Genomic DNA, 14,523 nt, shown 5'->3' on the forward strand with positions numbered 1-14,523 from the left:
TTTGGTGATTACGTCTGTTTTGATGGTTTTGCAGGTTATGTTGGAAAAGCATTTTGGCAAAGGATTCGAAGCAAAAGCAGATAGCATTCATAGCAACAGATAGCATTAATTGCAAAACATGTAGATTAATTACAAAACATAATTGCAAAACGAGTAGAAACACACACGTTTTATAACGTAGAATAGAAAATTATGTGTGGAATTGTTGGATACGCAGGTTTTGGCACAGTTTGCTCAAAGCCTTTAGAAGTTTGCTTAAACGGATTAGAACGCTTAGAGTACAGAGGCTATGATTCTTCTGGTGTAGCTCTTGCTGCTCCAGGAATGGATTCTATATGCGTGCGCAAAAAAGCTGGTCGCTTAGCTGTTTTAAGAAAAGATATAGCCGAAAATCCAATGCCAGAGGCGAGCGTTGCAATAGGCCACACACGTTGGGCTACAAATGGTGCTCCATGCGATTTAAATGCGCATCCACACATTAGTGCAGACGGAAAAATCGCCCTTATTCACAACGGTATTATTGAAAACGCTATTAGTCTTAAAGAACAAATGCAAAAAGAAGGCATAGAGTTTTCATCTCAAACAGATACAGAAGTGGCAGCCAAAGCGCTTGGAAAAATCGCAAACCAAATAATTGAAGAAACTGGTAAACCAGATCTTTTTAAAGCAATAAGACAAGTTGCAAAAATTCTTAAAGGAGCTTTTACTCTACTTGCGGTTGACGTTAGACAGCCTAATATTGTTGCTGCCGTTCGCCACGATTCGCCACTTGTAGTAGGTGTTTCAAATAACGAGTATTTTCTAGGTTCCGATGTTGCGGCTTTTGTAGAATACACAGATAAGGTTCTTGAAGTTGGTCAAGATCAGGCCGTTTTAATCGGAGATATAGAGGGGAACGGAAAAGCACAGCTTCGTCTTACAGATTTTGACGGCAATGAGATTGAAAACCCTAGTTACTTTACTGTAGACTGGGATGCTTCGGCTGTAGAAAAAGGCGGATGGGATTCCTTTATGGATAAAGAAATCCACGAAGATCCGCATGCTGTAGCTGATACTTTGCGCGGGCGATTTGACGCAAAAGGGAACATTATTCTAGACGAAGTTAGGATTAGTCAAGATATTTTGCGTTCAATCGATAAGATAATAGTGGTGGCTTGTGGAACAGCAAGCTACGCTGGATTAGTTGCAAAATATGCGATTGAACATTGGGTGCGCGTGCCAGTGGAGGTGGAGCTGGCTCACGAGTTTAGGTACAGAGATCCAATTTTAACGCATAGAACGCTTGTTGTTGCAATCTCGCAGTCTGGCGAAACAATGGACACGCTAATGGCATTAAGGCATGCGCGAGAGCAGGGTAGCCGCGTGCTTGCTATTTGCAACACTCAAGGCTCTAGTATTCCGCGAGAATCGGATGCTGTACTTTACACGCATGCGGGACCGGAAATCGCAGTGGCTTCCACAAAAGCCTTTGTTGCGCAAATCGTAGCTGCATACATGCTTGGGCTTTATTTGGCTCAAGTCAAAGGAACAATGTACAGAGATGAGATTCAGCAAATTGTGTCTCAGCTTAAAGAAATGCCAGATAAAATCCAAAACGTTTTAGATACGCAAGCTGATTCGATTATGCAGGCTGCAAAGCAAACAATCGACGCAAAATCGTTCTTGTTCCTTGGAAGGCATGTTGGATACCCAGTGGCGCTAGAAGGTGCGTTAAAGCTAAAAGAGATTGCGTACACGTTTACAGAAGGCTTTGCTGCTGGAGAGTTAAAGCACGGGCCAATAGCCCTTGTAGACAAAGGCGAGCCTGTTGTTGTGATTGTGCCATCTTCTAGAGGAAGAGACGTTTTGCACGCTAAGGTAATCTCTGGAATCGAAGAAGTTAAGGCGCGTGGAGCGTTTACGATTGCTGTTGCAGAAGATGGAGATCCAGATGCAGAACGCTACGCGGATATTGTATTTTGGCGTCCTAAATGCCCAACTTTGCTAAGCCCGCTTGTAGATGTTGTAGCTTTGCAGATTTTTGCAATGAACATGGCAAAGCTTAAAGGCTACGACGTTGATAAGCCTAGAAATCTAGCAAAATCCGTAACTGTGGAATAGCAGTGAGAGTTATGTATAAAAGAAGCCCGCGCAAAAATCGCAAGCAGATTGTTGACTGTTTTGTTAGGCGCATAATAACTGCTGTTTTATGCGTTTTTGCTGTTGTTTTTTGTGCATCATGCGGATCTGTTGATTCTAGAACAAAAATCACAGTGTGGTCTTGGGAGCCAAGCATGAAGCGGATTGCAGCGGATTTTGAGAAGCAAAATCCCGATATTAAAGTTGCAATCAAAGACACAAGCGGGTATGGCAATCTTAACAGTGCTATTCAAGATGGCTATGGCATGCCAGATGTTGCGCAATTGGAGTACTATGCTTTGCCACAATACGCAGTTAGCGGGCAGCTTTTAGACATTACAGATAGGGTGCAGGGAACTCAAACTTTTTATACTCCAGGATCTTGGTCTTCTGTGCAATTAGGTGGGCGTATATACGGTTTGCCAATGGATTCGGGGTCTTTGGCGTGGTTTTATAATCAAGACGTGTTTAACCAGGCAGGCGTGGACGCTACGCAAATTCACACTTGGAAAGACTATATTCACGCTGCAAGAAAGCTAAAAAGCATAGGCGTTTACATTGCTGCCGATTCTGGTGATGCAAGCTTTTACAACGCTATGATTTGGCTTTCGGGCGGCCACCCGTTTATTACTTCGCACGACGGAAAAACCGTTACAGTTCGCTTAAGTAAAGACAAGGGAACAAAGGATTTTACTAAATTCTGGCAGTCTATGATTGACGAAGACTTAGTTGATACAAGACTTACAACCTGGACTCCAGCTTGGAAGAACGCTGTTGGGTCTGGCAATGTTGCTTCCGTTTTTGCTGGAGCTTGGATGACATCGCTTTTAATGCGCGATATTCCGGGGGGAGCAGGGTTGTGGCGTGTTGCAAGAGTTCCAACAATGGATGGCAAAAATCATAATGCGCAAATGGGTGGGTCTGCGCTAAGCGTTTTGCAGTCTAGTAGAAAGCCAGAAGCTGCAATGCGTTTTGTTGATTTTGTTTGCCACACTCAAGAAGGCATTAAAGAACGCGTTAGTGCGGGAGCGTTTCCAGCAGACGTTGTAACTCTTAGAGATAGCGCATTTTTAAATAAGACTACTGTTTTGGATTCTCGGGGGATTAAAGTGCCGTATTTTGGCGGTCAACGCTTTAATCGAGTCTTTGCTGATGCAGCGCAACATGTGTATACGGGGTACAAGTATTTGCCATTTGAAGTTTATTCGCGTAGCGATTTTCGTTCCACAGTTGGATTGGCTTACGATTGGAATCGAAAGTCAAAAGCGCGTTTAAACATTAAAGCCATGATTGACGCTGGAATTAAGCAAGATGATGGCAAGGATTTTGTTCTTCCAGACGATCCTGGTCCTAAGATTCGGCTTAAAGATGGAATTGCGCTTTGGAAAAAAGACTTAAAAGAATACGGGTATAATCAGGGCTTTGTTGTGCGCTAGTGTGTTAGTGTGCTTGTGCGCTAGCGCACTAGAAAAGTCGTCTAGCAGCCCGTTGTTCTTCTATAAATCTCGTACATTCCTTTAAAAATCAAGTTTGGATCGTAGTAATCGATTGCTTTAACATCTTTTTCAAAAAGACGACCCAATCCGCCTGTTGCAACAACCTTAAAAGGCTCGTCTATCTCTATTTTAAATTGCTCAATCGTGCGCTCAATGCCACCTAAGAAGCTGTAGTAGAGTCCAGCCTGCATAGCGGGACGAGTGGATTTTGCCAAAACGGATTTAGGGCGCGAAATCTCAACTTCTGGAAGCTGAGCCGCATTATCCCATAGTGCTGCCGCAGCCGAACTAATTCCCGTGCAAATAAGTCCGCATGTAATGGCTGCGTTTTCATCAACGTAGTTATAGGTTGTAGCAGTGCCAAAGTCAATTACCAATACCGGGCCGCCGTATTCTTTAAACGCTCCAACACAATCCGCTAAGCAGTCTGCGCCTAAGGATCGTGGCTCGTCAATCCTAATATTTACGCCAGTTTTTACGCCAGGGCCTACAATCATAGGGTCGATTTGCAAAAACTTAACAATGCTTGCGCGGAAGGAGTGCATAACTTTTGGAACAACCGAAGCAACAATAACATCTTCAACATCGTTTACGCTAAAACCGCTTAAATTAAGGAATTGCGTAATCATAATGCCGTATTCGTCGGAAGTGTGATTTGCTTTTGTAGTCATTCTATAAGTGCCCACAATCTTGCCGTTATCTAAGAATCCAAGCACAATATTCGTGTTGCCAATATCGACTGCTAAAAGCATAACCGCCTCCAGTGTGTTTGTGTGTTGCCAAACTTAAGTATGCGTATCTTTAGAGCAATACTACATTAATGCTAAGTCTGTTGCGGGCAATTACAAGCTTTCCTTGTTTGGAGTTGCGTTTTAGGAAATCACCATCAAAGTGTGTCGGTGTAGAAGAGTAGGTGATAAAGTCGAAAACAATGGCAGCGAGGCTAGAAAGGAAATGTAAATGATAAATCGTCAAGCAATATTGCATAGGCCACTTTCCCAGTATGCGTATTCTACGGCAGAATATTGCTTAACAATTCGCTTGCGTGCGGCAAAGAATAATCTTAGCTCATGCGTTTTGCATTACGGAAATCGCGTTGATTTAACTCCGTTAGACAAGTTCTGCACGCTTAAAATGGAAAAGATTGCAAGTGACGATTACTTTGACTACTATGAAGCGAATATAAGCGGCGATTTAGATAGAGTTTGTTATTACTTTGAGATGCAAGATGCGGATGAGCACTTGTATTTGTACGCCGATACTATTGCGACTGATTTTCCAGAAGATCGTACAGAAGTCTACCAGTTCCCATTTATTCGCCGCGAGGAGATTAGCGACGTTCCACATTGGCTTAAAGAGGCTGTTGTTTACAACATTTTCCCAGATAGTTTTGCAGATTCTAAGCGTGGAATAAGTTGCGCGGCAAAAGATTATTTTGATGAGAAAACTGGCCAAACTTTGCACACTCGTTTGGGTGGAACAATTAGAGGCATAATCGACAATCTTGATTATATTGAGGATTTGGGCTTTAATTGCCTGTATTTAAATCCTATTTTTACAGCTGCAGAATACCATCGTTACGATCTTCTTGATTACTACCATGTTTGCCCTAATTTAGGAACGGACGACGATTTTAGGGAGCTTGTTAGCGAGGTTCATAATCGCGGCATGCACATAATTATTGACGGCGTTTTTAATCATTCTAGTTGGTACTTCTTTGCTTTCGACGATGTTGTTAAAAATGGCGAAAATTCGCAATACAAGGACTGGTTCTACGGGCTAAAGTTCCCTGTTAAGCGCCCCGAAGATGGCGAGCGCCCAAGCTACACGTGTTTTGCGTATGAGCGTAAAATGCCAAAGCTCAATACTTCTAATCCAAAAGTTCGAAACTATTTTATGGACGTTTGCCGCTATTGGCTTGAAGATTTTGATGTTGACGGTTGGCGTTTGGATGTTGCGAATGAGGTTGATAAAGACTTTTGGCGCGCTTTCCGCACTGTTGCTAAAAAGACCAAAAAAGATAGCGTTTTGATTGCGGAGATTTGGGAGAATTCTGAGCGCTGGCTGCAGGGAGACATGTTTGACTCCACTATGAACTACGAGTTCCGCAAAGTTTGCCGCGATTTCTTTGCTTTTGGCAAGATTAACGCGCGCGAGTTTAATAGTCGATTTGTGGATATGCTTTTAAGGTACCCATTCCCGATTGTTCAGGGTCAGTTGAATTTGCTTGATAGCCACGACGTTAGTCGCTTTAGGAGCTTGTGCGCGCAAAATTCCGCGGATTCTGGCGATTCTTGCGAGCAAGATAAGCGATTCCGCTTGGCTGAACTTTGCCTTCTTACATCTGTTGGAACTCCAAGCGTGTTCTACGGTGATGAGCTTGGGGTAGTTGGTTTTGAAGAGTGTGATTATCGCGCGCCTATGCCTTGGGCAAATCCTGTAAAGGATAATCGTGACTTGTTCCGCGAACTTATAAAATTGCGTAGAAGCAACGATTGCTTTGTTCATGGCAATTTTAGGGTTCTTGACTATGACGAGCGCGGAAAGTTTGTGTTTGCGCGTACAACTGATTCTAAGCGTGTTGTAGTGGCTTTAAATGCGTTCAATGAGTCTAATGATTCGTTTAGTGCTTTGCCAGATTGTGAGCCGATTATTAGTTACAATTATGATGCTCAAAATCACTCTATTGGAGCCTTTGGATACGCGATTTTTGAAGTAAAATAGCGATTTGCTGGCGATTTAATAGTGTTTAATGGCGTTTTAATAATAAAAGTGGCACTTAATCAAGTGATTTAAGTGCCACTTTAATTTACAAGAATTTACAATCTTAAGATATCTACAAATCCAACTACAAATCCAAGAAAAGTTGGTGGATTCTTGTGTCTTCGTCAAGCTCTGGGTGGAAAGCTGTGCCAATCTGGTTTCCTTGGCGAGCAGCCACCACGTTGCCGTCTACAGTTGCAAGAGCCTCGGCATTTGGTCCAACTTGCGCAATATAAGGCGCGCGAATAAATGTCATTGGAACTTTGCTAAGACTGCCAAAATTAGATTCGTAGTGGAAGCTTCCAAGCTGGCGTCCGTAAGCGTTTCGCTTAACAGTAACGTCTAGAGTGCCAAATCCGCTAACTTCGTTTCCTTCCACGTTCTTTGCAAGCAAAATCAGCCCTGCGCAAGTGCCAAGAACAGGCATTCCGCTTGCAATTTTCTCGCGCAAAGGCTCAAGCATGTTTTGCTCTTTAAGAAGCTTTGATTGCACAGTGCTTTCGCCGCCAGGCAAAACAAGGCGGTCAAAAGATTGCTCCAAATCTCGCGCTTGACGAAGCTCAATAACGTGCGCGCCCAGCTTTTCCAGCATTAAGCGATGCTCAAGAAAAGCTCCTTGAACAGCTAGAACGGCTACAGTATGCGCGCAATTATTTGTATTGATAGGTGAGTTTGTCAAAATAATTCGCCTCAATCACTCACCGCGATTGGCCATTAAGAGCTTGATTTCTTGCTCGTTAATTCCAACCATTGCCTCGCCCAAATTCTCGGAAAGCTTAGCAATCATCTTAGCGTCTTTGTAATTAGTAACAGCCTTAACGATTGCAGCAGCACGCTTTGCTGGGTCGCCAGACTTAAAGATGCCAGAGCCAACAAAAACGCCTTCAGCGCCAAGCTGCATCATCAAAGCAGCGTCTGCAGGGGTAGCAACGCCGCCAGCGGCAAAGTTTACAACAGGAAGCTTGCCGTTCTGTGCAACGTACTTTACAAGATCAAAAGGCACGCGCAAGGTCTTAGCTTCTTCAAAAAGCTCATCTTCGCGCATGCTTGTAAGCCTGCGGATTGCGGAATTCATCATGCGCATGTGGCGCACTGCCTGAATTACGTCTCCAGTTCCTGGCTCGCCCTTTGTGCGAATCATGGAAGCGCCTTCGTTAATTCGGCGTAAAGCCTCGCCCAAATCCTTGGCGCCGCAAACAAATGGAACTGCAAAATCGCGCTTGTTAATGTGGTACACGTCGTCGGCTGGGCTAAGCACTTCGCTTTCGTCAATGTAATCAATCTCAATGGCTTCAAGCACTTGCGCTTCTACAAAATGACCAATGCGGCATTTTGCCATAACAGGAATAGACACAGCCTCTTGGATTCCGTGAATCATAGCTGGGTCGCTCATTCTAGAAACGCCGCCCGCTGCACGAATATCGGCAGGAATACGCTCCAACGCCATAACGGCGCAAGCTCCAGAATCTTCAGCAATTTTTGCTTGCTCTGGAGTAGTAACATCCATAATTACGCCACCTTTAAGCATTTGTGCAAGCTGGCGATTTAGAGCAGTGCGGTCTTGGCCGCCGTTATTTTGCGGATCCGAAGATTCGTTTACTGTTACTGTAGTGTTCAAGTTCTCTGCCATTATTCCTCGCTTTTTATTGGCGTTTGATTGGCGCATTTTGCGTGCATGTTGTGTAACACGTGTATGTTGTGCGTAACATTTTTATGCGCACGTTTGCAAGTTTACGTCTGATGGAATTTAACCACATTCATAGGATATGTTGATTAAAATGACGATAAATTTTTTGCAAAAACGCATAAATGTCAATCACTTATAAATAAGTTTTTTTTAGACTCGCCCTAGCTTTAATTGACTTGTGAGCAAGCTACGATTGTATACGCCGTTGACTTGTGCTGCAAAAGTGCAGCTTTTCTAAGCAACGAGCTTAAAAATTGAACAGGTATGTATCTAATTCAATCCAGAAAGGTTTGATGAATGGATAACAAAGAACCCAAGAATGGCGCATACTCTAAAGATGTGACCAAAGAATTCTCTGGGCAAGAAAATGCAGAAGAATTGCAGTTTGGCTCTAGCACAGATGCTTCTCTTAACGCTGCGTCTAAAAGTGTGCACAACACTAATAAGCGCGGTTTAGGAAAATTCTGGCTTGTTTCTGTAGCAGTCGTAGTAATCGCAGTAGTTAGCGCGATTATTGCAACGTTTACAGGTCCGCAAAAAAATTCTGCAAGTCAAACATCTTCTGCGCAAGTGTCAAATAAAACCGTGTCAATCGGCTTAAAGCTTGCTCCTACAAATCTTGATATTCGTAACCAGTCTGGCTCTGCTTTAGAGCAGCTGCTGATTGGAAACGTGTACGAAGGCCTTGTAGCTAGAAACGCTAAGAATCAGGTTGTTCCTTCCCTTGCAAAGAGTTGGGAAATAAGCAAAGACGGATTAAAGTACACTTTTAACATGCATAAAGGCCTTGTGTTCTCTAATGGCCACAAGCTTACCGCTAAAGATGCTGAGTGGTCTTTTAATGAGCTTATTGCAAAGAAGTATCGCGGTTCAAACATGGTTGGAAATGTTGAATCTGCTAAGGCAAAGGGCGATTATACGTTTGAAATCAAACTTAAAGAAGCAAATGCAAAGCTCTTGTGGGCGTTGAGCTCTAGGGCTGGCTTAGTCTTCGATAAGCTTGCAGATTATAATGCTAAAACTCAGGCCGTCGGCTCTGGCCCATATCTGGTAGAGAAGTTCGTGCCAAATGACCGCGTTGTGTTAAAGTCAAATCCCCGCTATAAGGGCGCTAATAAGGCAAAAACGTCAAAAGTTGTTGTTCGCTATTTTGTAGACGATGTTGCGGCTGTGGACGCGCTTTCTTCGGGCGCAGTTCAGGCTTTGGCACCTATTAGTGGTCAGCTTGCTAAGCCTTTTAAGGCGAATTCAAAGAAATATGTTGTTAAAGCGGGGAACACCACAGATAAGTTTGTGCTTGCTATGAACATGAATGGGGAGCGCACTAAAGATAAGCGTGTTCGCCAAGCGATTAGGTATGCCATTGATCATAAGCAAATCATTGCTTCGCGAGGAGGCACAGATGCTTTGCTTGGCGGCCCTATTCCTTCTTTGGACCCAGGCTATGAAGATTTAACTAATCTTTACCCGCATAACGTTAAGCGCGCTAAGTCGTTAATGAAGGAAGCTGGTTTTAGTGAGGAAAATCCTTTGCATCTTTCGCTTACTTATCCAAATATCTATGGAACACAACTTGGCGAACAGCTTAGGTCTCAGCTAAAGCAGATTGGCATTGATTTAAAGGTTAATGTTGTTGAGTTTACAACTTGGCTGCACGATGTTTATACCAATAAAAACTACGATTTGTCTATGGTAGATCACAATGAAAGTCACGATTTTGGCCAGTGGGCAGATTCTAAGTATTACTACGGTTACAACAATAAGCAGGTTCAAGATTTGTATGCTAAGGCTATGCTTTGTGCAAATCCTAAGGAGTCTAACAAACTTCTTGCTAAAGCTGCGCGAATAATTAGCCAGGATGCTCCAGCCGATTGGTTGCTTAACTACAAAGTTGTGACGGCGAAGGTAAAGAATCTTGATGGAATGCCTTTTGACATTAATCAGGTTCTTTTGCCGCTATACGACTTGCGACTTAAGTGATTTGGTCTAAATTTCCCGAGTTTGTTTCTTTTTCCCCACGTTTGTTTACGTATTTGGCGATTTTGGGAACAAAAGCAGGCGCGACGACCTGCCTTCGCGCTTAAAGCGTAGCGCGCGAAGGTAATTCGGAGCGCTGAGCCGCTCGAGGCAGAAGCACTGCTTCTGCGCGGCGAAGACGTGAGCGCGCTGTAACGCGCGAACGATTTGACGCTTTTTGTAGCTCAAAATGGTGTGTAGAGCTACAAAAAGCGGAGTTAGTGCGGAAATTCTCGGGAATATTAAATTAAGTAAGGGGTTTGTATGAAGCGCATGATTCTTAGACGCATTGCGCTGTTTTTTGCTGCTTTGTTGTTTATTTCTGCAATCGTATTTCTTGCTCTTAGGGTTTTACCTGGAGACGTTGCTCAAGTTATGGCAGGCTTAAATGCGCCAGCTGGAAAAGTTGAGCAGTTAAGGCACGATTTAGGCTTAAACAAGCCCCTTTTAATGCAATATTTAGAGTGGATTTTTGGCGTTTTTAAAGGCGACTTTGGTGTTTCAATGCTTACGGGTCGTTCTGTTGCGTCTACGATTGCTATGCGCGCTAGCATAACATTCCCTCTTATTTTTCTTGGACTTTTGATTGCGCTCGCAATAGGCATTCCGCTGGGATGTTTGCAAGTTTTGTATTCTGGCAAGTCTTTGCAAGGATTTTTGCGCTTTTGCGCAATTGCAGGCGGATCCATTCCTGCTCTTTGGGGCGGAATGCTTTTAATCATGATTTTTGGCAAAGGCATTGGATTGGTTGGCATTTTCCCTACTCAAGGTTTTCCAACAGATGGCTGGTGTGATTTTGCTAGCGCATTTTCGTCTTTGATTCTTCCAGCATTAACAGTGGGAATTATTGTTGGATCTGGTTTTATGCGATACACGGCGGCCTCGTTAGAGCAGATTTCTAATAGTGATATTGCTTTGCAATCTTTGGCTTGCGGAATGACTAAAAAGCAGATGATTTGGCGCGTTGGCTTGCGATTAGCCTTGCCGCAGCTTGTGTCTGTAATCGGCTTGACTTTTGCGCACATGATTATGGGCGTAATGGTTATTGAAAATCTGTTTTCTCTTCCTGGAATGGGCATGGGTCTTGTGCGCGATGTTGGTTTGCGTGATCTTATATCTGTTCAGGGCAATCTTTTTATGCTTTCTGCATTGTTCTTGCTTGTTGGTTTTGCGATTGACGTTTTGCATCGTTTGCTAGATTCAAGGCTTAGCCAAGATTCAAGTGGGGAGTGATTTAAGTGGGGGCAATTCAAGCAATGATTAAGTTTTTAAGCCGCATTTGGAGCGGAGTTATTGGAAAATTCGTGTGCATTGTTTTGGGCTTGTGGATTTTTGTAGCCGCACTTTCTTTTGTGTGGACGCCCTACTCTCTTCTAGAAACAAACGGCTACCAGGTATGGCAAAAGCCTTCTCTAAAGCATTGGCTTGGCACAGACGGCACTGGTGCCGATATGCTTAGTTGGCTTATGGCTGGTTCTAGAGTAGAGATTTTGCTTGTTATTTCAACGGTTGCGCTTGCTTGCGTTGTTGGGTTTGTGATTTTAAGCTTTACGATTTGCCGCGTTCAAAAAATTCGTTCCGTAAGCATTATGGCTGTGGATGCCTTAATCTCCATTCCAACGGTTTTGATTGCTCTTATGCTTGCTGTGCCTCTTGGGGCATCCGTTCTTGTAATCATGCTTGCATGTGGATTTGGCTACGGCTTAAATCTTGCGCGTATTTTGCATCCAAGTGCTGTTCTTGTTCTTAAATCCAACTACGTTGATTGTGCTGTTTCTAATGGCGCTAGCAGAAGCTACGTTCTTTTAAAGCATGTTTTTCCTAATATTTTGCCAATCGCTTCCGTTCAGCTTTCGCTTTCTGCAGGAACTGTTATTTTGGCGGAAAGCGGATTGACTTATCTTGGTGTTGGCGTTCCTTCGGGAGTGCCGAGCTGGGGTCGTGTGCTTTCTACTTCGGTTACTTTGATTCACGTTTATCCTCTTGCAGCTCTCTGGCCTGGTCTTATTGTTACATTAACAGTTTTGTCTCTTAATCTTTTTGGCGACGTTTTAAGAAGTGCTATGAACCCAGCAAATAGGGAGTCTAAGAATGAGTCTTGATATAAAAGGATTATCACTTAGCATTGGATCTTCGCGCATTTTAAGTAATGTTTCGCTTAACGTTAAAGATGGCGAGCGCGTTGGATTAGTTGGATCTTCTGGCTCTGGTAAATCAATGCTTTTAAGAGCTGCGATTGGCCTAGTGCCGTCTAATTGCAAGATTACTGGCTCTTGCCATGTTGGCAATGCTCAAACTGTTGGCGCTAACGATTCTGCGCTTGCGCGTATTCGCGGCAAGTATGTTGGCGTTGTTTTTCAGCAAGCGGATCGCGCTCTTAACCCCGTTATGAGTGTTAGCGAGCAAATCGCGTTACCTCTTAGGCTTCATTACAATTTAGACGAAGACGATATTCAAAATCGCGTTAAAGTCATGCTTGAAAAAGTTGGTTTAGGTGCCAATGTTTTAAATAAGCGTACTTTTGAGCTTTCGGGCGGGCAAATGCAGCGAGTTGGCATTGCTACAGCTCTTATAACATGCCCTAAGTTGATTCTTGCAGACGAGCCAACCACTGCTCTTGATTCTGTTACGCAAAAAGATGTTGTAAAAATGCTCACATCTTTAGTTGACAATATGGGCGCTTCAATGCTTTTTGTTACTCACGATTTTTCTGTGCTTTCTAGCGCTGCTACGCGTTGTTACGTTTTGGATTCTGGGCGATTAGTTGATAGTGCGCGTGTTGGCGATTTGCTAGAGAATCCTAAGATTGATTCAACTCGAAAGCTTGTTTTTGCAGCTCGCGCCTTAAGTCTTAGTAAAAACGATTTAAGCCTTGATAGTAAAAGCGATTTAAATAAGAATGATTTAAATAAGAATGATTCTTCTAAAGATGATTGCATTTTTAAAGCTAAAAACGTTCATGTTGTTTTAGGAAGCGCAAAGACTCGCGTCGAAGCATTAAAAGGCGTTGACTTTAATCTTAGAGTTGGCGAGTCTTTAGCATTAATTGGCGGATCTGGAAGTGGTAAAACAACTTTGATTAGGTCTTTGCTTGGATTGCAAGAAATACGCCAGGGGAGTATAGAATACTGCGGAAAATCGGTTGAAACCGTTGAAAATGCTAGAAAATCAAGCTTAAAAGACTCTGCTTATGTAAATATGCGAAAACAATGTTCGCTTGTGTTTCAGCATCCTTTTGCCGCTTTAGACCCTCGTTGGCAAGTTAAAAAAAGCGTTGCTGAGCCGCTTGAAATATGGCGTAAAAGCGAGCACATTAGCGAAGAAGCCGTTAATTCCAGGGTTTTTGATGCTTTGAATCTGGTTGGATTAGACCCTAGCATTTTTGCTTTAAGGTACCCTTGCCAGCTTTCTGGTGGTCAAGCTCAATGCGTTGCAATTGCGCGTGCGTTAATCAATAATCCTAGAGTTTTAATTGCAGACGAGCCAATGAGTGCAATCGATGTTGCAGAGCGCACTAGAATCCTAGATGCTTTTGCTAAGATTCGCGTAGAACGCCCTAGTATGGCTTGCATTTTTGTTAGCCACGATCTTGGTATGATTCAGCACTTAGCGTCTAGCGTTGTTGTTCTAAAAGATGGCGCTGTTGTTGAGTCGGGTCCTGTAAGCCAAATCTTGACTAATCCAAAACACAGTTACACTCGCGAGCTTATTGATGCTGCTACTTTGTAATCATTTGTGGCAAATAAAAAAACATTTTAAATTCGCTTTTATGTATTTTACGTATTTTATGTATTTTACGTATTTTGCGTATTTTATGTATTTTATGTGTGTTTGGTAACAATAGCGTTTAATATTATTTAGTAATCGTTATTTACGCATGGATTTTGCGCATATATTTTGCGCATGGAATACAAGTTAGGATGGATAAAATGAGCGAAAATCAAAACAACCAGCCAACACCTCGCCCAGAAAGCTTTGAGCTTGATCACACTAAGGTTAAGGCTCCTTATGTTCGCTATATTGATACGCAAAAAGGCCCTAATGGAGATGTTATTTCCAACTACGATATTCGCCTAACTCAGCCTAACCAAGAGGCTATTCCTACGGGAGCTTTGCATACGATTGAGCACACGATTGCTGTTCTTTTGCGCCAGCGCATTGAAGGCTACATTGATTGCTCTCCGTTTGGCTGCCGTACAGGATTCCACCTTTTAACTTGGGGTACGCATAGCACGGAAGATGTTGCGCGCGCACTAAAGGAATCGCTTGAGTTTATTGCGTTTAAGGCAACATGGGAAGATGTTCCAGCTACAACAATTGAGTCTTGCGGAAACTACCGCGACCACAGCTTGTTTGGAGCGCGTCAATGGTGCAAAGATATTTTAGATAAGGGCATTAGCTCCGATCCTTTTGAGCGCAAGATTGTGTGATTTGCTGCGTTGC

The 14,523-nt window shown here is 43.2% G+C and carries 11 protein-coding genes and 1 pseudogene; 9 read left to right on the forward strand and 3 right to left on the reverse strand.

Annotated elements, in window-relative coordinates; genetic code table 11:
• The 3 genes and pseudogenes from QP420_RS01295 to QP420_RS01305 form a co-directional block, all read left to right on the forward strand.
• Positions 1–103, forward strand: a pseudogene (locus QP420_RS01295) (amino acid ABC transporter permease); the annotation flags it as partial.
• 89 nt (positions 104–192) lie between these two features.
• Entirely contained in the window at positions 193–2,100 is a 1,908-nt protein-coding gene (gene glmS / locus QP420_RS01300; RefSeq protein WP_415689630.1) for a glutamine--fructose-6-phosphate transaminase (isomerizing), read from the forward strand.
• Between the two features lie 11 nt (positions 2,101–2,111).
• Complete coding sequence (locus tag QP420_RS01305) at positions 2,112–3,554, forward strand: ABC transporter substrate-binding protein (protein ID WP_481616454.1); 1,443 nt, start codon at positions 2,112–2,114, stop codon at positions 3,552–3,554.
• A 41-nt stretch (positions 3,555–3,595) separates the two neighbouring features.
• On the opposite strand, the gene QP420_RS01310 is transcribed toward QP420_RS01305, so the two are convergent.
• Entirely contained in the window at positions 3,596–4,366 is a 771-nt protein-coding gene (locus QP420_RS01310) for a type III pantothenate kinase (RefSeq protein WP_060786791.1), read from the reverse strand.
• Positions 4,367–4,574: 208 nt separating this feature from the next.
• On the opposite strand from QP420_RS01310, the gene QP420_RS01315 reads away from it, so the two are divergent.
• Positions 4,575–6,338 carry a glycoside hydrolase family 13 protein gene (locus QP420_RS01315; protein ID WP_481616349.1) on the forward strand — a complete coding sequence of 588 codons (1,764 nt, stop codon included), beginning with the start codon at positions 4,575–4,577 and terminating at the stop codon, positions 6,336–6,338.
• Between the two features lie 124 nt (positions 6,339–6,462).
• Here QP420_RS01315 and pdxT read toward each other — a convergent pair whose 3' ends face one another.
• Positions 6,463–7,056: a pyridoxal 5'-phosphate synthase glutaminase subunit PdxT gene (pdxT, locus tag QP420_RS01320; RefSeq protein WP_481616350.1), complete on the reverse strand. Its 594-nt coding sequence runs from the start codon at positions 7,054–7,056 to the stop codon at positions 6,463–6,465.
• Positions 7,057–7,071: 15 nt separating this feature from the next.
• A complete protein-coding gene (gene pdxS, locus QP420_RS01325; RefSeq protein ID WP_481616351.1) occupies positions 7,072–8,007 on the reverse strand; it encodes a pyridoxal 5'-phosphate synthase lyase subunit PdxS in 936 nt (311 codons plus the stop codon).
• Between the two features lie 354 nt (positions 8,008–8,361).
• Here pdxS and QP420_RS01330 point away from each other — a divergent pair, with 354 nt between their 5' ends.
• The 5 genes from QP420_RS01330 to QP420_RS01350 all read left to right on the forward strand — a co-directional run bounded on the left by QP420_RS01330 (position 8,362) and on the right by QP420_RS01350 (position 14,510).
• Positions 8,362–10,044, forward strand: a complete 1,683-nt coding sequence (locus QP420_RS01330; protein ID WP_481616352.1) for an ABC transporter substrate-binding protein — start codon at positions 8,362–8,364, stop codon at positions 10,042–10,044.
• A 300-nt stretch (positions 10,045–10,344) separates the two neighbouring features.
• Positions 10,345–11,313, forward strand: coding sequence for an ABC transporter permease (locus QP420_RS01335; protein WP_464405111.1), 969 nt, complete (start codon positions 10,345–10,347; stop codon positions 11,311–11,313).
• Between the two features lie 23 nt (positions 11,314–11,336).
• A complete protein-coding gene (locus tag QP420_RS01340; protein WP_481616455.1) occupies positions 11,337–12,182 on the forward strand; it encodes an ABC transporter permease in 846 nt (281 codons plus the stop codon).
• Complete coding sequence (locus tag QP420_RS01345; RefSeq protein WP_481616353.1) at positions 12,172–13,809, forward strand: ABC transporter ATP-binding protein; 1,638 nt, start codon at positions 12,172–12,174, stop codon at positions 13,807–13,809. Before QP420_RS01340 ends, QP420_RS01345 begins: the two co-directional genes overlap by 11 nt.
• 200 nt (positions 13,810–14,009) lie before the next feature.
• Positions 14,010–14,510 (forward strand): S-ribosylhomocysteine lyase, encoded by a 501-nt coding sequence (locus tag QP420_RS01350; RefSeq protein ID WP_060786810.1) that lies wholly within the window; start codon positions 14,010–14,012, stop codon positions 14,508–14,510.
• Positions 14,511–14,523 lie beyond the last annotated feature (13 nt).

The organism is Bifidobacterium sp. UMB1197, assembly GCF_030217745.1.
GTDB lineage: Bacteria > Actinomycetota > Actinomycetes > Actinomycetales > Bifidobacteriaceae > Bifidobacterium > Bifidobacterium vaginale_B.